General features: G+C 51.7%; 20 protein-coding genes. 12 read left to right on the forward strand and 8 right to left on the reverse strand.

All coding sequences use genetic code 11. The annotated features are described in order from the left end of the window. Positions 1-50 precede the first annotated feature (50 nt). A complete protein-coding gene (locus NST08_RS12350) occupies positions 51-968 on the reverse strand; it encodes an NAD-dependent epimerase/dehydratase family protein (RefSeq protein ID WP_210095281.1) in 918 nt (305 codons plus the stop codon). Positions 969-1,158: 190 nt separating this feature from the next. Here NST08_RS12350 and NST08_RS12355 point away from each other — a divergent pair, with 190 nt between their 5' ends. From NST08_RS12355 to NST08_RS12380, 6 genes are all read left to right on the forward strand, one after another. Next, complete coding sequence (locus NST08_RS12355) at positions 1,159-3,075, forward strand: LTA synthase family protein (protein ID WP_210095282.1); 1,917 nt, start codon at positions 1,159-1,161, stop codon at positions 3,073-3,075. A gap of 413 nt (positions 3,076-3,488) precedes the next feature. Further along, positions 3,489-4,484 carry a biotin synthase BioB gene (gene bioB / locus NST08_RS12360; RefSeq protein WP_210095283.1) on the forward strand — a complete coding sequence of 332 codons (996 nt, stop codon included), beginning with the start codon at positions 3,489-3,491 and terminating at the stop codon, positions 4,482-4,484. A gap of 141 nt (positions 4,485-4,625) precedes the next feature. Further along, positions 4,626-5,015, forward strand: coding sequence for a rhodanese-like domain-containing protein (locus NST08_RS12365; RefSeq protein WP_007130383.1), 390 nt, complete (start codon positions 4,626-4,628; stop codon positions 5,013-5,015). 178 nt (positions 5,016-5,193) lie between these two features. Next, positions 5,194-5,532, forward strand: coding sequence for an antibiotic biosynthesis monooxygenase (locus NST08_RS12370; RefSeq protein ID WP_007130382.1), 339 nt, complete (start codon positions 5,194-5,196; stop codon positions 5,530-5,532). A 171-nt stretch (positions 5,533-5,703) separates the two neighbouring features. Continuing rightward, positions 5,704-6,954, forward strand: a complete 1,251-nt coding sequence (locus tag NST08_RS12375; RefSeq protein WP_028405512.1) for a DHH family phosphoesterase — start codon at positions 5,704-5,706, stop codon at positions 6,952-6,954. Positions 6,955-7,135: 181 nt separating this feature from the next. After that, positions 7,136-7,678 (forward strand): GrpB family protein, encoded by a 543-nt coding sequence (locus tag NST08_RS12380; RefSeq protein ID WP_210095284.1) that lies wholly within the window; start codon positions 7,136-7,138, stop codon positions 7,676-7,678. Positions 7,679-7,924: 246 nt separating this feature from the next. Here the strand turns inward: NST08_RS12380 and qoxD are convergent, their stop codons facing one another. From qoxD to qoxA, 4 genes are all read right to left on the reverse strand, one after another. Next, complete coding sequence (qoxD, locus tag NST08_RS12385; protein ID WP_028405513.1) at positions 7,925-8,212, reverse strand: cytochrome aa3 quinol oxidase subunit IV; 288 nt, start codon at positions 8,210-8,212, stop codon at positions 7,925-7,927. A gap of 1 nt (position 8,213) precedes the next feature. Next, the gene (gene qoxC / locus NST08_RS12390; RefSeq protein WP_341341798.1) at positions 8,214-8,810 is read right to left on the reverse strand and encodes a cytochrome aa3 quinol oxidase subunit III; all 597 of its coding nucleotides are present in this window, start codon (positions 8,808-8,810) and stop codon (positions 8,214-8,216) included. Then, positions 8,807-10,750, reverse strand: coding sequence for a cytochrome aa3 quinol oxidase subunit I (gene qoxB, locus NST08_RS12395; RefSeq protein ID WP_007130377.1), 1,944 nt, complete (start codon positions 10,748-10,750; stop codon positions 8,807-8,809). Before qoxB ends, qoxC begins: the two co-directional genes overlap by 4 nt. Before the next feature lie 64 nt (positions 10,751-10,814). Continuing rightward, positions 10,815-11,816: a cytochrome aa3 quinol oxidase subunit II gene (gene qoxA / locus NST08_RS12400; protein WP_028405515.1), complete on the reverse strand. Its 1,002-nt coding sequence runs from the start codon at positions 11,814-11,816 to the stop codon at positions 10,815-10,817. 506 nt (positions 11,817-12,322) lie between these two features. On the opposite strand from qoxA, the gene NST08_RS12405 reads away from it, so the two are divergent. From NST08_RS12405 to NST08_RS12425, 5 genes are all read left to right on the forward strand, one after another. Continuing rightward, a complete protein-coding gene (locus tag NST08_RS12405) occupies positions 12,323-13,474 on the forward strand; it encodes a sensor histidine kinase (RefSeq protein WP_210095285.1) in 1,152 nt (383 codons plus the stop codon). Next, a complete protein-coding gene (locus tag NST08_RS12410) occupies positions 13,471-14,103 on the forward strand; it encodes a response regulator (RefSeq protein ID WP_210095323.1) in 633 nt (210 codons plus the stop codon). Before NST08_RS12405 ends, NST08_RS12410 begins: the two co-directional genes overlap by 4 nt. A 212-nt stretch (positions 14,104-14,315) precedes the next feature. Next, entirely contained in the window at positions 14,316-15,248 is a 933-nt protein-coding gene (locus tag NST08_RS12415; RefSeq protein WP_210095286.1) for an ABC transporter ATP-binding protein, read from the forward strand. Between the two features lie 16 nt (positions 15,249-15,264). Beyond that, positions 15,265-16,545, forward strand: a complete 1,281-nt coding sequence (locus NST08_RS12420) for an ABC transporter permease (protein WP_341341799.1) — start codon at positions 15,265-15,267, stop codon at positions 16,543-16,545. Beyond that, on the forward strand, positions 16,545-17,648 hold the full coding sequence (locus NST08_RS12425) for an ABC transporter permease (protein ID WP_210095288.1): 1,104 nt from the start codon (positions 16,545-16,547) through the stop codon (positions 17,646-17,648). The genes NST08_RS12420 and NST08_RS12425 overlap by 1 nt, the downstream gene beginning before the upstream one ends. 189 nt (positions 17,649-17,837) lie before the next feature. Here NST08_RS12425 and pdxR read toward each other — a convergent pair whose 3' ends face one another. Continuing rightward, entirely contained in the window at positions 17,838-19,283 is a 1,446-nt protein-coding gene (gene pdxR, locus NST08_RS12430; RefSeq protein ID WP_210095289.1) for a MocR-like pyridoxine biosynthesis transcription factor PdxR, read from the reverse strand. 140 nt (positions 19,284-19,423) lie between these two features. Between pdxR and NST08_RS12435 the strand changes: the two genes are divergently transcribed. Next, a complete protein-coding gene (locus NST08_RS12435) occupies positions 19,424-20,044 on the forward strand; it encodes a LysE/ArgO family amino acid transporter (RefSeq protein WP_007130373.1) in 621 nt (206 codons plus the stop codon). Positions 20,045-20,321: 277 nt separating this feature from the next. On the opposite strand, the gene NST08_RS12440 is transcribed toward NST08_RS12435, so the two are convergent. Beyond that, positions 20,322-22,211, reverse strand: a complete 1,890-nt coding sequence (locus tag NST08_RS12440) for an ABC transporter ATP-binding protein (protein WP_028405516.1) — start codon at positions 22,209-22,211, stop codon at positions 20,322-20,324. Beyond that, positions 22,204-23,940 (reverse strand): ABC transporter ATP-binding protein, encoded by a 1,737-nt coding sequence (locus NST08_RS12445; protein WP_028405517.1) that lies wholly within the window; start codon positions 23,938-23,940, stop codon positions 22,204-22,206. The genes NST08_RS12440 and NST08_RS12445 overlap by 8 nt, the downstream gene beginning before the upstream one ends. Positions 23,941-23,944: the final 4 nt, after the last annotated feature.

The following is a 23,944-nucleotide window of genomic DNA, read 5'->3' on the forward strand; positions in this document are numbered from 1 at the left end:
CAGCTCTACCCGCCCGAAAAGGGGCTGCGGAGAAGGGGCTTCGGGCCTTCCTATGTCGGCTGCACCCAGGAATGGTAGGTTTCCGCAATGCCTTCCTCAAGCCGGTAGCGGGGATACCATTCCAGGATCTCGCGAGCTCGGGAATTGTTCAGGCAGCTATGGACGATGTCACCCGGCTTAGCCGGGTGATATTCAATATGGATCGGTTCGGGATGATTACAGCGAATCAACTCGACCAGGTGATTGATCGGTTGGCTGCTTCCGGTGCTGACGTGCAGAATCTCTTGATCGCCATGATGGATGGCTGCGAGATTGGCTTCCACAACGTCCTTGACAAAAATAAAGTCCCTCGTCTGGCTGCCGTCCCCATATATGTGCAGCGGCAGCTTCTGCAGCAGTCGAGCCCCGAAAACGGCAACGACGCCGCCTTCGCCTTTGGGCGTCTGACCCGGACCATATACGTTGCCGTAGCGCAGAATCGTGTAAGTCAAGCCGAAGAAACGGTGATAGAGCCGCACGTAATGTTCGCCTACCATTTTCGATAACGCATAGAAGGAGATTGGCGATAGCGGGTCGGTTTCATGCAGCTCGGGCTTTTCAAGATCGCCATATACGCCGGCGGTCGAAGCGTACACGAACTTTCGCACACCCGCTTTGCGGCATGCTTCAAGCAGGTTCAGGGTGCCCATGATGTTCGCATCCGCGTCCAGTCTGGGACTCTGAATGGATCGCTGCACATCGGCCTGGGCGGCTAGATGAAAGACGACGTCCGGTTTTAACATCGCGATATATTCCGTAGTATGGAGGCTGTTCACATCGGCCACATGCAGAATCGCCTCACTGTGAAGGCGGCCGGGATCACCGGTTGTCAGATTATCTATAACATGAACCTCGTATCCGCGATTAACGAGTCCGTTCACCAGGTGGTACCCGATAAAACCCGCTCCGCCGGTTACAACCATCTTCATGAATGGTCCCTCCAGCCTTATAGTTTAGGATGCTCTATCCTACGCTGAACGGGGCCCTTCCGCTTGAGACAATTGACCCCACATGGAAAGGATTGGGCGGGGGGAGGCCTTGGAATTAGATCGGATTTTACATTCCTGTTATAATGGAGGCTGCACGTTTAAATTCATTTTACAAAAGAGGGATCGAGTCATGGATCGGAATCATGAGCAAAGGTTAAAAATATATATTTTTATGTTTTTGACGTTATTTTTGAAGCTCATCCTATTAAGGGTATTCTTGTTTAACGGGGTGGCATGGGGAAAGGTGCTTACGGATGCGTTGTCCCTTCTGGCCCTGCTCAGTTTGCTGGAGCTGCTTCTCCCGATAAAAGGCAAGAAAACCGCCTATAGGGTGATCAATCTTGTCTTCTCCTTCATTCTGTTTGCCTCGGCTGTGTATAACGTTCATTTCGGGTCAATCCCGACGTATACAGCCATGGCCGGTTTGGGGCAGGTGAATCAGGTGAGATCCAGCATTATCCCTTTGCTGGAGCCGGCGCATTTTTTATTCTTCCTGGATTTGCTGATCATTCTGCTGGTCATTATTTTTCGGAAAATCCGCTCAAGAACCCATAGAGGACTGCACTTCAGCACGCAGCGCTCTTATATTTCCTCTGCCAGATCAGGAATGAGATGGCGTTTGGCCATGGGAGGCATTCTGGTGCTAGCCCTGGTGCTCTCTACTCTGATCGTAAGGAAGGCATGGGGGATCGAGAATGAAATTGTCCGAGCAGAGAATATGGGCTTCATGAACTATCAGGTATCTGCCGTCGTCCGGCAATCGCAGGAGAACCGCGCACTGGCACAAGGAAATCTGCAAGAGAAAATCGGGGAGATCCGGCAGCTGCAGGCTTCGTATCCCTACGGTGAAGACAAAGGGAAGCAGCCGGAAGGATTTGGTGCCGCAAAAGGCAAAAACCTGATCATCGTACAGATGGAATCGCTGCAGCGATTCCCGATCGGGCAGTCCCTGGACGGTCAGGAAATTACACCGGTTATGAACAAGCTGGCTGAAGAAGGCTTGTATTTTCCGCATATCTTCCAGCAGATCGGCCAAGGAAATACGTCGGATGCCGAGTTCGCCGTCAATACCTCCATCTATCCGACGGGCACGGTTGCGATGTCGACCGGCTTTGGCAGCAAGGAACTGCCAAGTCTTCCGAGACTCCTGGGGCAGCAAGGGTATGTCACCAGCACATTCCACGTAAACGATCTGAAGTTCTGGGATCGGAATAAACTGTATCCTGCCCTGGATTTTCAACATTTTTTTGATAAGCCTTATTATAAAAATGATCATTTTAATGACTTCGGCCCTTCGGATGAAGAGCTGTTTCGCGTCGGGATGGAAAAGCTGCTCGAGAACCGGCAGCAGAATAAGCTGTCATATGCGCATATGATTACGGTCTCGAATCACTCCCCGTATACCGTGAAAGAGGAGTACGCGAAGTTGGCCCTGCCTGCAGAGCTAAGGGGAACCCATCTCGGGAACTACCTGCAATCGGTGAACTACTCCGATTATGCGCTGGGCACTCTGGTGGATCAGCTTAAGCAAAGCGGGATGTGGGACGAGACGGTGCTCGTCGTGTACGGCGATCATTTCGGCATCAATCCGGCCGAAGCCGATGCGAATATGATCTCGCAGACATTGGGCATTCCCTACCATGAACGGATTAGCCGCTTTAACATTCCGCTGATTATTCATGTTCCGGGTATGGACAAGGGGCGCACGATTGAACAAGTGGGAGGGCAGGTTGATATTCTCCCGACCGTAGCAAACCTGCTCGGCATTTCGCTGGCGGACGAAAAGTTTACGGCATTCGGCCATGATCTGCTGAATGTGAAGCGGAATGTGATTGGCATGCGTTACTATCTGCCGACAGGCTCGTTCTTCAATAACGACATTCTGTTCGTTCCGGGAGACGGCTTTGAGGATGGGTCCGCCGTATCCATCAAGACGATGGAGCCTGTTGAGGACCTATCACCCTACCGGCAGGATTATGATTATATATTGCAGTTAATGAAGCTGTCGGACGACTATGTCAAGATGCTTCCGAAGCGGGAACCCTGACTTAAGGGATAGGTAATGACTAAGAGCTGTTTCACGAAGCGGTTAAGCGCTTGTGGAACGGCTCTTTTGTTCGTTCATAAACAACAATATCTCTTAAAAGAACAAGCAGCTTGGGCAGTAGGCAGAGAATAACGGAAAATACATGGGCTCTGTGCAAAGAGTTCAGTAACAGGCAGCACAGAACTGTCAGCACAGTACCGAGCCTCCCTGCATCAGCCGCTTTGCGTCAACCGCTCTGAATAAAGCCGAGTTTGATTGGTATGTAGCAGCCTATCGAAGGCAGATCCGTGTTTAAAGACAACGCATAAGTATTGTTGTCCCCGCTGATCGTGTGGTATGATTACCCATATTGTCAACCTATAATCGAAGTTTTTAGGTTGACGTATATTTGATTGGTAGAGGAGAAGTGAGAGATGACGACTTCCGTTCAGTTGGATTGGCTGAAGCTGGCAGAGCAAATTGTGCAAGGGTATTCTATAAAGCCGGAAGAAGCGCTGGCGATCCTGCAGAGTGACGATGGAGAGCTGCTGACGGTAATGCAAGCCGCTTACCGGATCCGCAGAGAGTATTACGGCAATAAGGTAAAGCTGAATATGATCGTAAACGCCAAATCGGGGATGTGTCCCGAGGATTGCGGCTATTGCTCCCAGTCAATCGTATCCGAAGCCCCGATCGAGAAATACGCATGGCTGACCAAGGAGAAAATTCTGGAGGGGGCCCGGGAATCGATCCGCCGCAAAGCCGGTACCTATTGCATTGTTGCTTCCGGCCGGCGTCCGTCCAACCGGGAAATGGAGCATGTGGTTGAAGCAGTGAAGGAGATCCGGGCGACAACGGATTTGAAGGTTTGCTGCTGTCTGGGCTTTCTAAGCGAGCAGCATGCGGCACAGCTTGCTGAAGCCGGGGTGCACCGGTACAACCACAACCTTAATACGTCCAAAGACAATTATGAGAATATCACAACGACGCATACCTATGATCAACGTGTAGAAACGGTCAAGCAGGCGACTACCTCCGGCATGTCTCCGTGCTCAGGTGCCATTTTCGGAATGGGCGAAAGCCTGGAAGAACGGGTGCAAATAGCATTCGCACTGAAAGAGCTTGATGCCGATTCGATCCCTTGCAATTTCTTGAATGCGATTGACGGCACGCCGATGGAAGGTAGGAAGGAGCTGACTCCGAGGATGTGTCTAAAAATTCTTGCGATGATGCGATTTGTCAATCCGTCGAAGGAGATTCGGGTTGCCGGCGGCCGGGAAGTCAATCTCCGATCCCTGCAGCCGCTCGGATTATATGCAGCCAATTCGATTTTCATCGGTGATTACCTGACAACGTCCGGCCAGGCGCATACAGACGACTGGGGCATGATTGAAGATATGGGTTTTGAAATTGAGGAATGCGCATTATAAACATGGGTTGACAATTGGCAGGGAAGCACATACTATATACCCGTAGGGGTAGAGAGGCGTGGGAGATAACCATCGCTCGATCTATCGGTTCCTTGGCGAGTATCTGCCAGTACGAAATAACAATTACGGGGGAGTGCTTCCATGCTGATTGCATTTGCCTTTTTAATAGCGGCCTTCGTCGTTCTATACCGGCGATATGTGCCAATCGCCGACTTGCAGCTGATGAAGTGCAGCGACCTGCAGCAAGCGAGGAAGGAATGCCCGGATTTGAAGCTGTTGGATGTCCGCGATGTCTCTGAGTTTACGCCGGACCCACATAAAGAAATGATCAATATATCGCTCGGAAGATTGCCTTATGTATGGGAGAAAGAGCTTCGCCCAGGCGATCATGTTGTAATCGTAACACCCAAGCGCTCCGACGGCTTCCGTGCGGCACGGAAACTGAAGAAAGCAGGGTTTCGTACCCTTTCCTATCTGCAGGAAGATTGCAAGGGTTGTCAATCCGTGCGGCGTCCAACGCTAAATTCATGAAGGTCTGGTCAGCAAACTGATTGCTGACCAGACTTTTTTCAATCCGAAACATACGCTTAATTAACCGGCGAGCTTGAACAGCTGTCTCACTGGCGCTGATTTGACAATGATAATCGTTATCATTTAGAATGGAGTTATTATGTAAATCGTATTATTATCAAAGGAGTGCTTTTTGAATATGTTAATTGAAACGAAAACCATCGTCGTAAAAGCCGGCACCTCGCATCTGGTTGTCGAGCGCTTCAGCAAGCCCGGGCCGATTGAAGAAATCGAAGGATTTATCGATCTGAGCGTTCTCGTTAAGAATGCCAAGCGGAGCGATGAGACCGAAGAAGTGATCGTCATGATCCGTTGGGAAGACAAGGAAGCCTGGAAGCGCTGGGAGACCAGTCCCGCTCATATTCAAGGGCACCGCGATTCCCGCGGCAAGCCGCAGCCCGAACATGTCATCAGCTCGAGCCATGCCATGTATGAAGTTAAGGCAACGAAAGGTCCGAGATCTGTTCAACAGGCTTAATTAGATCATAGCTGTATTTGTGAACGAGGAAGCGTATTCGCATACGCTTCTTTTTTTTTGTTGATCACGGTCATCTGATCCGGAGATTAAAACGGAAGATATTAGGGAATCGTATGGTGTGGAGATTGTCCTGATTGATTCTATATACGACCTGCAAGGAGGATGCTGGATATGTACCATCTCTACAGTCACAACGACCTGGATGGCGTTGGCTGCGGCATTATTGCAAAATGTGCGTTCGGCGATGGAGTCGACGTGCGCTACAACACGATCAATGGATTGAACCAGCAGGTTGCAAGATACTTGAACCGCTTCTCCTTAGAAGAGCATCCCTACGACATGTTATTCATAACGGATCTGTCGGTAGCACCCGACATTGAGAAGCAGTTGAATCTGTTCGTAGAGGAAGGCGGACAGGTACAGCTTATTGATCATCATAAAACCGCGCTCCATTTAAACGATTATATGTGGGGCCAGGTGACGGTAACGCACAGGGACGGACGATTGGCATCGGCAACCTCCCTGCTCTACGAGTATCTCATTCAACACGGGCATCTCAGCCAATCCGAATCCCTCGATCAATTCGTGGAGCTTGTGCGGCTGTACGATACCTGGGAATGGGAGGAAGCCGAGAAGCCGGAGGCCAAGCGGCTGAACGATCTGTTCTACATGCTGTCCATCGATGAGTTTGAATCGAAGATGGTCGAGCGTCTGCGCAGTGCGGAAGAGTTTTATTTCGACGAGTTCGAAGAAAAGATTCTGGACATGGAGGAGGACAAGATTGGCCGCTATATTCGGCGCAAGCAGCGGGAGATCATTCAAACCTTCATTGATGAGTACTGCGTCGGCATCGTATATGCAGAGTCCTATCATTCCGAATTGGCCAGTGAGCTGGGGACGATCTACCCGCATCTGGACTATATCGCCATTTTGAATATGGGCGGCCGGAAATTGAGCCTGCGGACGATTCACGACCATGTCGATGTATCCGAAGTGGCAATGCGTTACGGAGGCGGTGGCCACTCCAAGGCATCCGGGTGCACGATCACGGAGGAGGTGTACAGGCTGTTTGCAGCCGAGCCTTTCGAATTGGAGCCGATCCGGCTGGATGCGCACCGGAATCAATTCAATCTCAAAGGCTCCGAATCGGGAGTGCTGTATGAGAGCTGGGGAGAGGACCTTGTTTTCGTATACTGCCGGTCCGGAGAATGGATCGTGGAGTGGAACGGGGAGGAGCTGCCTTTTCGATTCGGTTCCTTCGACGAAGCGGAGCGGCACTTGAAGCGGCAGTATGGCGTCTGGCTCGCCCGGGACGATGCATTCGTCCGGATGCTCAAGGATCAGCTGATGCAGAGGCGCTCCGGCGAACGGTTAGCCCTGTCAACCGATATGGAGGAGGAAAAGCTGCTCGAAGAACTATAATTCTCGTGCTCGATTTTAAGGGAGGCAGTCCTATAAGATCTCTAGATCTTTGGGGGGCCTCCTGTTTTTGTTTGGAAAGACACTCCTTATGGCTGGATATAATTGACAAAGCCATCATCAAATGATACTCTTGGAGGTCCTGTTATATTTAGCGCCCTGATAAGGGAAGGAGGATGAATCAATGTCTAAGTATGTGGTCAAAGTAGTATCTTACAAAACGGAATGGTCTCTGGAATTTGAGAAAGAGAAAGACCGATTGCTTAACGCTCTGGCCCCTCACATCGTCACCATCGAACATGCAGGCAGTACGTCGATACCGAATCAAGATGCCAAGCCAATCATCGATATGTACGCGGCCGTACACCCATTGCTTCAAAAACAAGACTATGCAGCTTTGCTTAGCAATTCAGGCTACCGCTTTATGGAGAACGGCATGACCGGACGCTATTTATTCATAAAAGAACATGCAAGGGTGCGCACGCATCACTTGCATATCCTGCCGAAGGAGGGATTTTACGAAAGAAAGGAATTGCTGTTTCGCGACTACCTCCGGGCTCACCCCGATTTGGTCCTGGAATACGGCGAACTTAAACGCATGTTGGCTGAACGGTATCATGACGATCCGGAAGAATACACGAAGGCAAAAACAGCCTTTATCCAGCGCGTTGTTGATTTAGCGCGAACAGAACGGGGACTTCCCCTTGAAAGCGTATGGGAAACGTAAGGTTAGGGCAATCGTAAGACTAGTACTCTTACATAAATGCTACAGGAATCGTAAGATCGGAAATCCTGCAAATGCTATGTCGAAAACGTAAAGACGGAGAAGAGCAGCCCCATGGCTCTCAATATCCACGGGTTTGATCGACAACATAAAAAAACTGTCCCGCCGTAGAAAACCTACGAATGGGACAGTTCCTTGCAGTCTAGATCTATTCTCATATTCATTTGCCGCGCTGCGGCGGACTCCCGTTTAGGAGTACCAGCCCCATACAAAGATGAACAGCGTACCCAGGATGGTCACTAGCGCAACGAAAAGGGCATAGGCGATATTGATGTAGACGGACTTCTTATCCTCGCTTTCTCCGACGTGCATGAAGAGCATAAGCTGAACGGCAGCCTGCAAAACTGCAGTTACCAGCAAAATGGCCATTTTCGATCCTGCCGGAATATCCAGCAGGACGACAAGGGCGACGGCTGAAAGGACGAGGGACGAGATATAACCCGCTACATGCTTAATAGGAAACAGCTGTTTTAACATGTCACATCAGTCCTTTCAGATAAACAAAGCTGAGGATAAAGATCCAGACAACATCAAGGAAATGCCAGTACAGCGAGAAAATGAAGGACTTGTTCGCTGTTGAATGATCCAGCCCGTATTTCTTGAGTTGAATGAGGATCGCGGTCCCCCAGAGCAGACCGAAGGTCACGTGAGCTCCGTGCGTACCCAGAAGGGTGAACAAGCTTGATGCGAAGGCACTGGTAGACAGCGTGACGCCTTCGTGCACATACGTAAAGAATTCGAAAATTTCGATTCCGAGAAAGCCTGCTCCCAGGAGAAGCGTGATGATCATAAAGATCATCATCTGCTTCTTAAGGCCAAGGCGCATCGCGTGAACCGCAAGGCCGATGGTAAAGCTGCTTGTCAGGAGCACGAACGTTTCAAGCAGTACCGGCGTAATTTCAAAGATTTCCGCTCCGCTCGGACCGCTGGCATGGCGGTCTGCGAGGACGAAGTAGACGGTAAACAAGGTAGCAAAGAGCGCAATTTCAGCTCCGAGGAACAGCCAGAATCCAAATATGCGATTACGGTTCTCCTCTGTTCCATATTCCAGCGGCTGAGAGGCATCTATTTTCATACCGTATCACCCCGCAGTTTCTGTTCGGTTTGAACGATCTCTTCAACCGGAATGTAATAACCATGATCACGGTCAAAGGACATGGTAGCCAATATGATCAGCACGGCAATACCGGCGATGATGGACGGAATCCACCAGCTGAATACCAGGAAGAAGCCAAGGAAGAAGAAGGCGATGCCCAGAATAAACGGCTTTCCGGTATTGCTCGGCATATGAATCTTCGTAATTTTCTCATTCGACAGCGGTTCGTTATTCTTCTTCGAGAACCAGAATGCATCGCGGCCTTTAACCTCAGGCGCAACCGCAAAGTTATAGACTGGCACTGGGCTTGGCGTAGACCATTCAAGTGAGCGTGCATCCCATGGGTCACCCGTTTTATCCCGCGGCTGATAACGCGTACTCCAGTAAATGTTGTATACCAGCAGGATAAATCCGATCGCCAGGCCGATCGCACCGACCATCGACAGCATGTTCAGAGGACCGAAGCCGGTCTCGGCCGAATACGTGTACGTCCGGCGCGTCATACCCATCAGTCCCAGGAAGAACAGCGGGAAGAAGGTGACGTTGAACGAAATCGCGATGAACCAGAATGCCGTTTTGCCAAGCTTTTCGTTCAGGCGGAAGCCGAATACTTTAGGGAACCAGTAATGGAAGCCGGCAATGACGGCGAATACGGCACCTGGAATGAGCACATAGTGGAAGTGGGCAACCAGGAACATCGTATTATGATATTGGTAGTCTGCGCTGGCCATAGCCAGCATGACGCCGGTCACGCCGCCAATCGTAAAGATCGGGATGAAGGCGAGTGAATAAAGCATCGGTGTTGTAAAGCTGATTCGGCCCTTATGAAGCGTAAAGAGCCAGTTGAATATTTTGACACCCGTCGGAACGGCAATCGCCATCGTGGTAATGGAGAAGAAGCCGTTGACCATTGCGCCTTGACCCATCGTATAAAAGTGGTGGGCCCAGACTAGGAAGGACAGGCCGGAGATGACAACCATACTCGCGACCATTGAGCTGTAGCCGTACAGATTTTTCCGCGAAAACGCCGAGATAATCTCACTGAAAATCCCGAACGCCGGGAGAATAACGATATAGACTTCAGGGTGACCCCATACCCAGAACAGGTTGGCCCACAGCATATCCATACCGCCATTGGCCATCGTGAAGAACTGGGAACCGAAGATACGGTCGAACATCATCAGCAGCAGGGCGATCGTAAGAACCGGGAATGCAAAAATGATGATGACACACGTAATCAGCACGGACCAAGTAAACATCGGCATGCGCATCAGAGTCATGCCTTTCGCACGCATCTTCAGGATGGTTACGATAAAGTTAACCCCCGTAAGCAGCGTACCGATCCCTGAGATCTGAAGCGCCAGGGAATAGTAGTTGTTACCGACTGTCGGACTGAATTCGATACTTGCCAATGGGAAGTATGCGGTCCAGCCGGCATCCGGAGATCCTCCAATCACGAAGGAGATATTGAACAGCATCGCTCCGGCAAAGAACAACCAGAAGCTGATCGCATTCAATTTGGGGAACGCAACGTCGCGCGCGCCGATCTGCAGCGGCACGACAACGTTCATAAGACCGAAAATAAACGGCATCGCCATAAACAGAATCATGATGACGCCATGGGTTGTAAATACCTCGTTATAGTGCTGTCCGTCAAGAAACTTCATATCCGGCGCAGCGGTCTGCGCGCGCATCATGATTGCGTCCACGCCGCCGCGGAACAGCATGATCAGTGCACAGATGATGTACATGACACCGATTTTCTTGTGATCCACGGTGGTCAGCCATTCCCGCCAAAGATATCCCCATTTCTTGTAATAGGTCAATCCGAAGAGGATTGCGAGCGAGACGAGAACAATGCTCACCATGGCACCGTAAATTAACGGTTCACCGGTAACGAAAAATTCGTCCCATTTCATAAAGGCCTAGCTCCTTTCTAGATGTATGAAGTCGATCGGACGCTTCGCATCAAAAGCTTCCAAATTAATGTCCATCATGTTGATGTGTTGAACTTTCTTCAGCCGGGGAAGTTGGCAGCGGCTCATCCGGATTGACGTTGCTCTCACTGTCGAACTCCGTTTCTTCCGTTGTGGCAGGGTCCGGATGCAGCTCTTTATGTCCCTGGTGCTCTTCATTGCCGTTACTGTCGCCGCCATGATGATGACCTTCAGGCGGAGGACTGAACTCCAAGTGGTTGGTCGAGAAAGTCATTCTTCCGACATGCTCGGTTTTCAGAAGCTTATTGAATTCGTCCTGTGTCAGCTCAGGAGCCGTATCCTTCACGTCCTTGACCCATTCTTCGTAATCGGCAGGCGACATCGCCAGCGCCTCGAATTCCATGTGGGCGAAGCCTTCGCCGCTGAAGTTTGCGTTCCGGCCCAGCATGGAGCCCGGCTCGTCGGCAACCATGTTCAGCTTAGTGACCATATCGCTCATCGCGTATTTCTGGCCGTGCAGCTGCGGGATCCAGAAGCTTGTAATCGGGCCGAACGAGTAGAGTCTGAACTCGATCGGTCGGTTGGTCGGGATGTTAACGTAATTGACGGTTTCGATCCCTTCTTCCGGATAGCTGAAGTGCCATTTCCAGTTGGATGAGGAAGCATAAATGACGAGAGGCTTCTGATTCTCGTAGCCTTCTGGCACTTTTTCAACAGCCACCGTTGTCTTAACCGTGACGACAGACAGGATCGCGACGATCACAATCGGGATGGCCGTCCACAGGATTTCCAGCCATTTGTTCCCTTCCTCGTGAGGAGGCTCATATCCCTCGTTGGATTTTCTCGCCCGGTATTTGGTGAGCATGAAGATGTAAAGCACATAAACTACAACCAAAATTCCGATCATCATCAGAATGGAGAATATGATTGTATCGGATAGGGTTCTGGCAGCCGGTCCTTTCGGATTTAATACCGTAAGCGAGCTGCATCCCGATAAGAGCAAGGTAAAAATTACAAACATTGCAAATAACGGCCCTCTTTTGTTCATGATGTACCCCTTTCCTTGAAACGGCTTCGTTCGATTCAATGTTCTTGTCACCTATATACTAGGAAGTTCTGCAATGCTTTGCAAAAGACATAAACAGGTTTTGCTAACATAAAAATCCAGATATTTGTCAATGTGTTTAACGTTATGTGTGCAAATTGTTACAAAACGAGGGGGCTATGAGAGAAATCATTGTAATGGCGCGGTTTTTCGGCAGTTCATACTTTGTTCAAAACTTCACGAGAGTTACCAGTTTCGTCACAAATCCGGGCGTGTTTTTGCTTGATTTAGAGGAAGGATACAACCTAGAGAGCCCTTTATTTATAAGGCCTCAAGCTGGTATGTTGTTAATTTCACAAATGATGAACAGCCGAAGATCATTTCCAATTTGATTGTTAACCGAGCCTAGGGCGTATGATATGATGATGCTGAACTAACAATTGGTAAAATAATGAATGGACTGATCGGTTTCGGCTGCACGGTACCATCGTAGAAAGCGGGGGAAGGCTTTGCGCTCATTTTGGATATGGCTGCTCCTTCTGATCGCCAGCTGGTTGCTTGCGTTATGGCATCTTAGTCTTGGGGATCTCGATGTACTTTCATGGCGGATCGGGAGCAGTGCCGTATTTCTGGCCGCATTTTTTATCGCACCGCTGTTCCGGAACCGTCCTGCCATGTTATTTGTCACATTATTGACGGCCTCTGTCTTTGCTGTCGTTTCGTTATGGCCAGCCAGTGAAGGAAGCCCCAATATATATAGTCTGCTGGTATTCTCCATACTTGCTGGCAAGGCTGCATACAGGGTCTCCCCGGCCCAATCCATCGGAATCGGCATAGTGCTGTTGATCGGCGCGATGTTACCGAAACTGATGGGGTATCCTGGATTACCGCTGCCGTTTCTCCTGTTGTACGCGATACTGCTTGCCCTCGGCCTGGGGATCTTTCGGATGCAAAGGGCAAGATACGAGGAAACACTGGCACGTAATGAAGCCCTGCTAAGCGAGTACCGGAATATGAAACGCCGTCTCGTCACGGATGAGCAGCTGGCGAGACGGGAGGAGAGGGCGCAGGTAGGCAGGGATATCCATGATTCCGTCGGACATAAGTTGACCGCCCTCCTCATGCAGCTTGAGATGCAGCGGCTCCAAGCAGATCATGATACCGCAAACGTGCTGCAAGGGCTGAAAGTGCTGGCAAAAGAAAGTCTCGAGGAGACGAGAAACGCGGTAAAGTCGCTGAAGCAGCAAGAAACCGGGGGCCTTGCAGGGATTATGGGCCTGCTTCGCCGGCTGGAGGCCGAGCGCTTCATGCGGGTTCATCTTACCGCCAGGCACGGTGCACTTACCACCCCGCTTAGCAATTCGCAATCGATTGCAGTGTACCGGGCGGTTCAAGAAGCGATGACCAATGCCATGAAGCATGGCAGCACCCGGGAAGTATCCATCCTGTTTGAAGCGCCGGGCGGCGGAATGTTCAGGTTCGAGGTTTCGAATCCGTACCAAGGCTTCCGGTCGTCGTTCCGCGAGGGATACGGCCTTCAATCGATGCGGGAGCGTTTGGAGAGTGAGGGCGGCTCGCTTGAGGTTGTGCATTACGACAACGTGTTCGTTGTAAGAGGAGAGTTGTTATTGAACCGGGAGACCAAGGAGGGAGTCAACTGATACGGATTTTGTTGGCGGAAGATCAGGCCATGGTTCGGCAAGGATTGAAATTGATGATTGAAAGCAGTGGGAGCATGCGGGTGACCGGGGAAGCAGGTAACGGTAAAGAGGCGGTCGCGCTCTGCGAAAGCCATATTTACGATGTAGCGGTGCTGGACATCCGGATGCCCGAGATGAGCGGTCTGGAGGCTGCCCGAACGATTCGCGCGAGATGGCCGAAGTTGAAGGTACTGATGCTTACTACCTTTAATGACGATCAGTATGCCGTGGAAGCGCTGAAGAGCGGGGCGAGCGGATACATGCTCAAGGATGCTGAGCCTGAAGCACTGATTCGAGCGATTCAAAGCTGCCTCTCAGGCGGGCTTCCGCTGCAGGAAGACGTTGCGGCGAAGGTGATCCCTAAGCTGCTGGAGGAGAGGAAGGAGCTGACGGTCGATACGTCGATTACACCACGGGAGCTGGACATTATGCGTCTGGTGGGGGAGGGCCGCAGCAACCGCGAAATCGCTGGTGAGCTTGGGTTGTCGGTCGGCACCGTGAAGAATCATGTCAGCCAAATCATGGATAAGCTGGACCTACGGGACCGTACCCAGCTGGCGATTTATGCGATTCGTCACAATGTCGTATAGACGGACGAAGAATAGGGGCCTTAATTGAGGATGATAGATACATACGAACGTAACATGACTGAAGTCATGGTTTGATATGAAAGCAGTGACCGGGGGCAGTGAATTCACTGCCTTTTTCCATGTACACTTGAAGCTGTAAGCAAGCTCGAAATATTAGGTATCCGCGGCCATTCGCTGTGCGATATTCCTTTTCATGAAATGGGGGATACAACGTGCTGGAAACGGTAGAGCTTCGTAAAGTTTTTAAAGGCAAGACGGCGGTGGAAGAAGTCAGCCTGTATTTGAAAGAGGGGGAGTCGGTTGGATTGATCGGCCCGAACGGGGCTGGAAAATCAACCACCATCTCCATGATTTCTTCGCTTCTTAAGCCGACGGCTGGAGACGTTCGACTGAACGGCCAAAGCGTCATTAAGCATCCGCAGCAACTTCGCAAGGTGCTGGGGGTTGTTCCGCAGGAAATCGCACTGTACGAGGAGCTCAGTTCATACGAGAACCTGAAGTTTTTCGGAAAGGTTTATGGACTTAAAGGGAAGGAGCTAGAGCTAAAAATTCAGGAGCTGCTCGACATGGTGGGACTTCGTGATCGCCAGAAGGAGCTCATCCGGACCTATTCCGGAGGGATGAAGCGACGGATTAACATTGCGGTGGCGCTTATGCACGATCCGAAAATCGTGATCATGGATGAACCGACAGTGGGCATCGACCCGCAGTCCCGCAATCATATCCTCGATACCGTACGTCACCTGAGCCGTGAAAAGGGAACGACCGTGTTGTATACGAGTCATTACATGGAGGAGGTCGAGCAGCTCTGCAGCCGGATGTATATCATGGATCATGGCCGGATCATCGCTTCGGGAACGAAGGAAGAGCTTCAGCTTATTTTATCCGGTGAGGAAACGCTGCTCCTTCGGCTAGACCGTCAGCATGCGGAGTTTACGGAGGAGCTGCAGACACTTGCGGCCGTCCGGCAGGTGGAGGAAACCGAACTTGGATTGAAGCTGATTGTTACGAAAAACCATCAAATCCTCTCTCGGGTCGTCCAAGCGGCTGAACGTTTTGACGTTCAAATCCTAAACATTCATATTGATTCACCGAGCCTTGAAGATGTGTTCCTTCATCTGACCGGCCGGAATTTGCGGGATTAGAGGGGAGGATCGTCCTTTGGGCATCTATTTTAAAAAGGATATCCTGCTGTTCTGGAGAGACCGTAAAGAAGTGCTGGTCGCATTGCTTTTGCCCATTGCATTGACGCTAATCCTTGGGTTTGCGTTGCCGGGCTGGGTGAATAACTCCAATCCGTCATTGGAAATGAAGGTGGCGCTCGTGAACCAGAACCGCCATACGGAAGGGGTAGCCCGTTTTCACGAGCAGCTGAAGGGAAGCTTGTTGTCTCCAGATGAACAGGATGGGCTTGTAGAGGAGACTGCAATGCTTGATCTTGATCCGGAAGCAATGCTGATGGGAATGTTTCGAAGCGAGGATGTCAGCAGGTATATAGAAGTATTGCAACTGGATCACGAAACAGCGTACACGAAATTGAAAGCGGGGGAAGTAACCGCCGTCATAACGATTCCAGAAACATATACATTGGATTCGTTAAACAAGCTGTTGCTGAACGAAGGGGATGGAGCTGCGCTTCTTCTGACTGCTGAGGGGGACACCACCAAGGTTAGCGTCCTTCAAAATATGCTAAACGGTTTACTAAGCACAGTCAATTATCAAGCGGCCTTGAGCCATGCCGCCGGTAGCGGGTCAGACGGTAGTACGTGGTCCGCTCCCCGAACACCCGTCGGCGGACTCGAACGGATCGAAGGTGTCAGGATGATTACATCTTTTCAATATTTTGCGTTTGCGATCACCATTTTTGTCACGCTGTCCATCTCAATTACAATGGCTTCGAAATCGATCACAGAGAAGAGGGAGAAGGTGTTTACTCGTCTTCTGTACTCCGGGGCACGGCCAATGCAGTTTCAACTCGGAAAGATGGCATCTACTTTTTGCATCGCCTTGCTTCAAATGTTGGTCGTGATCCTGCTCTCGCATGTCTTGTTTCAATTGTTTCCCGGAAGGCCGCTGTCCTTCTGGCTGGGGTTAGGGATATTCATGGTTTTGCTCTGTGCAGTGGTGGCTGCATTCGCCGGTTTGTTTACCGCGATGGTTTTTCGCATGAAGGATGGGGATGTGGCTGTAGGGATTTCATTTATCGCGTTGATCCTCCTTGGCGTTATTGGAGGGAGCATGGTACCGATGTATATTTTACCGGATTGGCTGATGGAAGTTGGCCGGCTGACTCCAAACGGGCTTGCGCTAACCTCCCTGATTCAATGGATTCAGGGTACACCGCTTCAGGAGCTGTGGCTTCCGATGCTGTCTTTAGGCATATATACGGTGATAATCATGGCTGCTGGTTTATGGATGTTTCCTAAAAAGGGGGGGATCTGATGGTTTCCATTCTTTTATCGCATTGGATGAGAGAACGAAGAAATCCCTTTCTGCTGCTTTTGTTCATCGGAATTAGCATCATCGCGACCCTGATGTTCGGCGGGGGCATGACGCAGAAGATGAAAATTGACGTGTTCAGCGAGACCGGGGAGTTGAAGGAGAGTGAGAAGGAATGGCTCCTTCTGTTAAACAAGGGCGATACGTTCAAGTTTAGGGCTCAAGACGAGCAATCTGCGAGAACGAAGGTGAGGGAGGGACGCGCCGATCTGGCCGTCAAGCTGACGGGGGACGATTATCGGATAATCGCCGTAAAGGAAAGTCCCAATGCTCAACTCGCCGAGCAGCATATTCGCACCGTGTTCGAGCGGGAGCTCGAGCTGCGGGCCGTATCGGCCGCTGCAGGGGATGAAAAGGGATTTCGCAGTCGGATAGACACCTACCTGGAAGAACCGCCGTTAACGCTTCAGGTCAAGGGAACAGACGGTGAGGAACTGCTTCGTTACGACATGGGCCTGCAGCTGATGTTTGGGTTCTCTTTGTTCCTCGTGATGCTGACGATCGGATTCAAAGTTAACACGATCACGAAGGACAAAATCACTGGCATATGGAGCAGACTCATCCTGTCACCTGTTCGGAAATCGGAGATTTACTTTGGGCATTTGTTATACAGCACAATGATTGGCATCGTGCAAATCACAGTCGTATTTCTGATCTTTCGCTACGCCTTCAACTTCGGTTTGGGCCATCGATACGGATTATTGCTTCTGGTCATTGCCCTGTACTCCATGACCATAGTTGCGATGTGCATCCTGCTGGCGGGGATACTCCGGACACCCGAAAAATTTAACATGCTGTTTCCGTCCATCGTTCCGATTATGCCGCTCGTCAGCGGCGTATATATGCCGCCGGGAACCATTACGAGCCCGATCCTGCTGGGGGTGGCGGAAATCTTTCCGATCACGCACGCGATGGAGGCTTTGACCGGGATTGCGATATACGACAATGGAATCGGGGAGCTGTGGCTGCCGCTGTCCAAGCTTATTCTGATCGCAGTTTTATGTATGGGCATCGGAATCAATCTGATGGAACGGCGTCATGTATGACAACACTTCTCCTAACAAATCATGTTGAGTGAAATATCTCTCAATTGCATGTATCGCCATGTTATGATCACATTATTCAATATCATAGGATCCATGCAGCGGGATAATGGCGATTCGACCTAAAAAAAGGGCAGCCGGAAGGCATCTACTCCGGTTGCCCTTATTTGTTCCGTCAATCGGATGCTCCGGCTATGCCAACCCGCGGATCATGCGGGAAAGACGCTGGAGCCCATCGCGCAGCTCCTCCATGGATGCATAGGCATAGGAAAGCCTGAGGTGCTGCCGGTCGTTCCGGTCGTAGATCATGCCGGGGTTAAGCAGTATGCCCTCCGCCAGGGCATGATCGAACAGGGACCGAATCGAGAGGGCCCGTTTGAAACGGAGCCATATGTAAAATCCGCCCTGAGGGCAGCTCCAATCCGCAAGCTCGCGATAATCCTCCTCCAATAAACGAAGGGTATAATCTCTGCGAAGCTTCAATACTCTGCGAATCCGTGTCAAATGCTCCTCATACAGCCCTTCTGACAGCCACTGCGCTACAGCATGCTGTGACAAGGCGCTCGAGCCGTAATCGGTCTGCATTTTAATGTCCGCCAGACGGTCAATGACCGGTTCCGGTCCGACAATCCAGCCGATGCGAAGGCCGGGACCTAGTGTCTTGGACATGCTTCCCAAGTAGAGCACAAGACCTTGCTGATCCCTTGCTTTTAACGGAAGCGGCGCCGGCTGCTCCAACCAGAGATCACCGTAAACATCATCTTCGATGACAGGAAGCCGTTCCCGGGAGCATAAATTCAGCAGCTCCTGCCGTCTTGCGGATGACATATGCGAGCCGGTCGGATTGTGGAAGGAGGGGATGGTATAAAGCAGTGAAGCGTTATGCTGCCGTTTCAATCGGCTGATCGACTCTGTCCGCAGCCCTTCCTCGTCCATGGGAAGCCCATGCATATGCACGCCTGCCGATTGGAATACATGAATGGAATTTAGATAGGACGGATTTTCAACGAATATGGTGGAGCCGCGGTGCAGCAGGCCTAATGAGATGAGCTGAAGCGCTTGGAGACCGCCGGATACGATCAAAATAGATGCGGGCGATGCGATAATCGCTTTGCTGCGCAAATAACGGCTGACGGCTTCTCGTAACGCCAGGCTGCCTTTCGGCTCGGAATAGCCTAGTGAAAAGGCTGCGGCATGGCTCCGGTTAAGCTTATCCAGCATCTCGCCGGCAGGCAGCAGTTCCGAAGAAAGCTCGCCCGTCCCGAGGCGAACGATGCCGGGATCGGCCTCTGCCTTATTGATGGCCTGAATCATCCGAATATTAGGCTGATAGAAGCCCGAGCTCACATATCGGTTCCAATCAGGCGAAGGTGCGGAAGACAGCAGATTCCAGGTGTTGTTGGCAACGACGGTTCCCCTGCCGGTCATGGCTTCAATCAAGCCGTCGGCAGCAAGCTCGCCCAGCGCATACACCACCGTGCTCCGGTTCACCCCGAACCGCTCGGCCAGCTCCCGCTGCGGTGGAATCCGGGTGCCGACAGGCCACTCCCCGTTCATAATCTTCTCTTTGATACGGTCATAAATTTGCTGATGAAGCGGTATGCCTGCTGACTTGTTCAAGCTCCATTCTTCTGACACAGTTACCCCAGCTTTCCGTATGGTGATTCCACTATTATATCGAATTGGTTGGGTGAAATGCCAACCAATTGGACGGAGACACCAGGGCAACCTTCCCCTACAATGAGGTAAAAATGGAGCTGGAGGCGTAATGAAATAAAATGGCCGGCGTTATTGTTCATGGATTTATATTGGCATTGGGTCTGATTCTGCCCTTGGGGGTGCAAAATGTGTTTGTATTTAATCAGGGGGCGGTCCAACCGCGACTTATTAGGGCGCTGCCTGTGATTATCACCGCAGCGCTGTGTGATACGCTGCTCATTACATTGGCCGTTATGGGAGTATCGGTGGTCGTTCTACAATACGATTGGCTGCGCATGACCATGATCACGCTCGGGATCGGGTTTCTAATCTACATGGGGCAAGCGACATGGAAGAGCAAGCCCCGGAAGCAGGAGGAAGGCAGTCCCCGTTCGTTAACCCCCAAGAAGCAGATTGCCTTCGCGATGTCCGTATCGCTGCTGAATCCGCATGCACTGCTTGATACGGTCGGTGTTATCGGCACCAGCTCTCTTCAGTATGCAGGAGTGCAGAAAGCGGTTTTTGCTGCAGTGTGCATCGGGGTATCCTGGTTGTGGTTTATAGCCCTTGGAATCGCCGGGAAGGCTGTGGGAAGCATGGACACCTCGGGCCGACTGCTTACGGTGATCAACCGGATTTCGGCGGTAATCATGTGGGGGACGGCTGCTTACCTTGCCTTTGGGTTGATTGCGGGTTCTTAAGCTGCAGTAAAGTCACACGGACCCGCAAAACGTGAATGGGGATCGATCACACCTTTGTAGGGAAGTTATAGCGTAACATGTCTCCTGGGGACTTCTAAACGGAGACAGATACTCGAATCGCTTCTGTTCTCCCTGAAGTGACTTAACGGAATGGACTAAGGATATCCGGGCAGGGCCCACATAAGCCAGCTTAATGGAATACGTTCACAAGCTAGGGCTCTTGTACGCTAAGGCGGCGCGAAAAAATCCCCATGCCTATGCATGGGGATGCCTCGCGTTACCCGGGAAGCTTGAATTGGCTGTTGTACAGATCGTAGTAGAAGCCGCGCTTTGCGAGCAGCTGCTCGTGCGATCCGCGCTCCGCAATGCCGCCCTGGTGCATGACGAGAATTTCGTCCGCTTCGCGGATCGTGCTGAGACGGTGCGCAATGACAAAGCTGGTTCGACCCTGCATCAGCGTGCGCATCGCGGACTGGATATGCATCTCGGTCCGCGTATCGATGCTGCTGGTCGCTTCGTCCAGGATCAGAATGACCGGATCGGCGAGCACAGCTCTTGCAATGGTCAGGAGCTGCCGTTGCCCTTGGCTCAGGTTGCTCCCGCCGGATACCAGCATCGTGTCATAGCCCTCCGGCAGCTTCATGATAAAATCATGGGCGTTCGCCAGCTTGGCCGCAACCTCGATCTCTTCATCCGTTGCATCGGTTCGACCGTAGCGGATGTTCTCCCTGATGGAAGCGGAGAAGACATAGGCTTCTTGCAGCACGATGCCCAGCTTGCGGCGGAGGCTGTCTTTATCGAGCAGTCGGATATCCATGCCATCCAGCGTAATGCTGCCCGAATCAATCTCGTAGAAACGGGTGAGCAGGTTGATGATGGTTGTTTTGCCCGCGCCTGTCGGGCCAACCAGTGCGATGGTTTGTCCTGGGCTGGCTGTTAGCGACACATCGTTCAGAACCGTCACATCTTCCTTATAGCTGAAGGATACCCGATCAAATACTACCTCGCCACGTAGGCGGCCGGCGTCCTGCATTGGTTCTTCATTCTCGTACTCGGATTCCGTATCCATGATTTCAAATACGCGCTCGGCTCCTGCGACGGCTGACTGCACGAGGTTGAACTGATTCGCCAGATCGTTCAGCGGACGCTGGAACTGCTTGGAATAATTCAGGAAAGCTACGACGATTCCAACGGTGGTCCAATCCTGGAAGGCCATGTAACCCCCAACCGCAGCGATCAAAGCGAAGCTGACGTTGTTCAGCACGTTCATAACGGGACCGACGGTGCCGGCATAGATCTGTGCCTGGATGCTCGCTTCGGTCAGCTTTTTGTTATACGCGTCAAACTGCTCCCCTGCATGCCGCTCTCTCCGGTAGATCTGGACCACCTTCTGCCCGGAGACGGTCTCTTCAATAAACCCGTTAAGCTCACCCAAATTTGCCTGCTGCTTGGAGAAATACTTGCGGGTACGTCCGGCTACCGTCTTCGTGAACAGCATCACCAGTGGTATGGTTACCATGCTGAGCAGAGTCAGCCATAGGTTTAAGTAAAGCATAATGCCAAGCGAGCCGATGAGAGACAGGATGCTGGCGATCAGCTGCGTTACGCTTTGGTTCAGCGTCCCGGAGACGTTCTCGATATCGTTTGTTGTGCGGCTCATCAGTTCTCCGTGCGTCTTGCTGTCAAAAAAACGAAGAGGGAGGAGCTGCAGCCTAGCAAAAATATCCCGGCGCATGTCCTGAATGGACAATTGGGAAACCTTCACCATCACATGCTGCTGCAGCCAGGCAAAGAGGGCTGTCCCTGCATACACGGACAATAGAACCGCACATAAACCGGCAAGCCCCTTATAATCCCCCGGGATAATGTAGTCATCCACAGCGCTCCCGAGCAAGTATGGAGCGATGAGGGAGAGCACCGTACTGACCAGGGTGAACAGGAATACGGCTGCCATTCCTGCCCTGTAAGGCCGTATATAGCTCCAAATCCGGCGAATGGTGCCGAATGTATTCTTGGGCTTGCTTTTTGCTACGGTCATGCCATGCGTCGGTCTTCCGCCCCGCATGCTAAGATCCGGGGCATGATCCGAACGCTGCGTTCTTTCCTGTTCCGATCCACCCTGTTCCGATCCATCCTGAGCCGATCTTTCCTGATCCGTTCTAGCCATGGGCGGACACCTCCTTGCCGTATTGGGATTGGTAAATATCCCGATACAGCTCGCAGGAAGCGAGAAGCTCGGTGTGCGTGCCTTCCGCCACGATTCTTCCGTCATCCATGACCAGGATTTTGTCCGCGTCGATTACGGACGAGACCCGCTGCGCGATCATAAAGCAAGTCCGGCCTGACATGAGCCGGGACAATTCCTGCTGCAATCTGGATTCGGTGCTCATATCGAGCGCGCTTGTGCTATCATCGAGAATTAAAATGGACGGCCTTACAAGCAAAGCCCGGGCAATCGAAATCCGCTGTTTCTGCCCGCCAGACAGATTGACGCCCCGTTGTCCGAGTACCGTATCGTAACCATCCGGCATGGCGGCGATAAAATCATGCGCTTGGGCTGCTTTTGCCGCAGCAACAACCTCCTCGTCGGATGCATCCGGTTTGCCGTAACGGATGTTATCACGGATCGTGCCGGTAAAGAGAATGGTCTCTTGCAGAACGATGCCGATCCGCTCGCGCAGCGCAGCCAAATCGTATTCCCGCACATCCACGCCGTCGATCCGCACGCTTCCGGCCGATACGTCGTACAGACGAGGAAGCAAGGCAACCAAAGAGCTCTTGCCTGATCCGGTTGCACCCATGATGGCGATTTTCTGTCCGGGCTGTGCCCTGAACTGGATATCTTGCAGAACAGGCTTTCCGCTGTCAGCTCGATAAGCGAATGAAACCTGGTCAAATACCACCTCGCCATGAGGCTCCACCTGTTTAACCGGAGCGGATGGGGAGACAATATCAGGCTGGGTGTTCATTACTTCCTGGATCCGGTCGGCCGAGACCTTGGCGGTAGATATCCTCACCAGCATCATGGCGACGGATGAGACGGCAAACAGCACCTGGGTGACGTAATTGATGAATGCGACAAGGCTGCCGACTTCAAAGCTGCCATCGATGGCATTTTTTCCGCCAAACCATAAGACGGCAACGATGCTGACATTCAAAATCATCGTCAGGATCGGCATATTCAGCGCCACAAGGCGCTGGGTTTTGACGGAAGCATCCGTGAAATCCGCGTTTGCCTCGTGAAATCTCCGCTTCTCGTATCCGGCCCTGACAAAGGCCTTGGATACGCGGATGCCTGCAAAGTTCTCTTTAAGTACCGTATTTACCTTGTCGAGTTTGTTCTGAACCTTGGAAAACAGCGGCAAGGTTGCCCGGATCAGCAGAAACATGACAATGAACAGCAGCGGTACGGCAAGAGCCAGGATGCCTGCAAGCTTGGGGCTGATGATTACCGCCATGATCATGCTGCCAATGGCCAGCAGCGGGGAGCGTACGAAAATGCGGAGCAGCATTTGGACCATTGTCTGGAGCTGCACGATATCATTTGTCAGCCGCGTAATCAGCGAACCGGTCGACAGCTCATCCAGGTTACGGAAGGAGAGGGTCTGGACTTTGCGGAACAAATCCCGCCGCAGGTCGGCTCCGAAGCGCTGGGAAGCGATCGAGGAATAGACGGTGCATCCGAGACCGCCCAGCAGCCCGACTCCGGCACATCCTAGCATAAGCAAGCCTGTATGCAGGATGCGGGTCGTATCATTCTGCATGACTCCTTCGTCGATAATGCGCGCCATGAAAACCGGCTGAAGGAGATCCATGGCTACCTCCAGCAGCATGAGCAGCGGTGCTAGAACAGCCGCGACCCAGTGGGGGCGCAAGTAACGGAATAATTTGAGCAAGAGT

Origin of the sequence: Paenibacillus sp. FSL K6-1566, from assembly GCF_038050475.1 — a bacterium.
GTDB classification, from domain to species: Bacteria; Bacillota; Bacilli; order Paenibacillales; family Paenibacillaceae; genus Paenibacillus_AQ; species Paenibacillus_AQ lactis.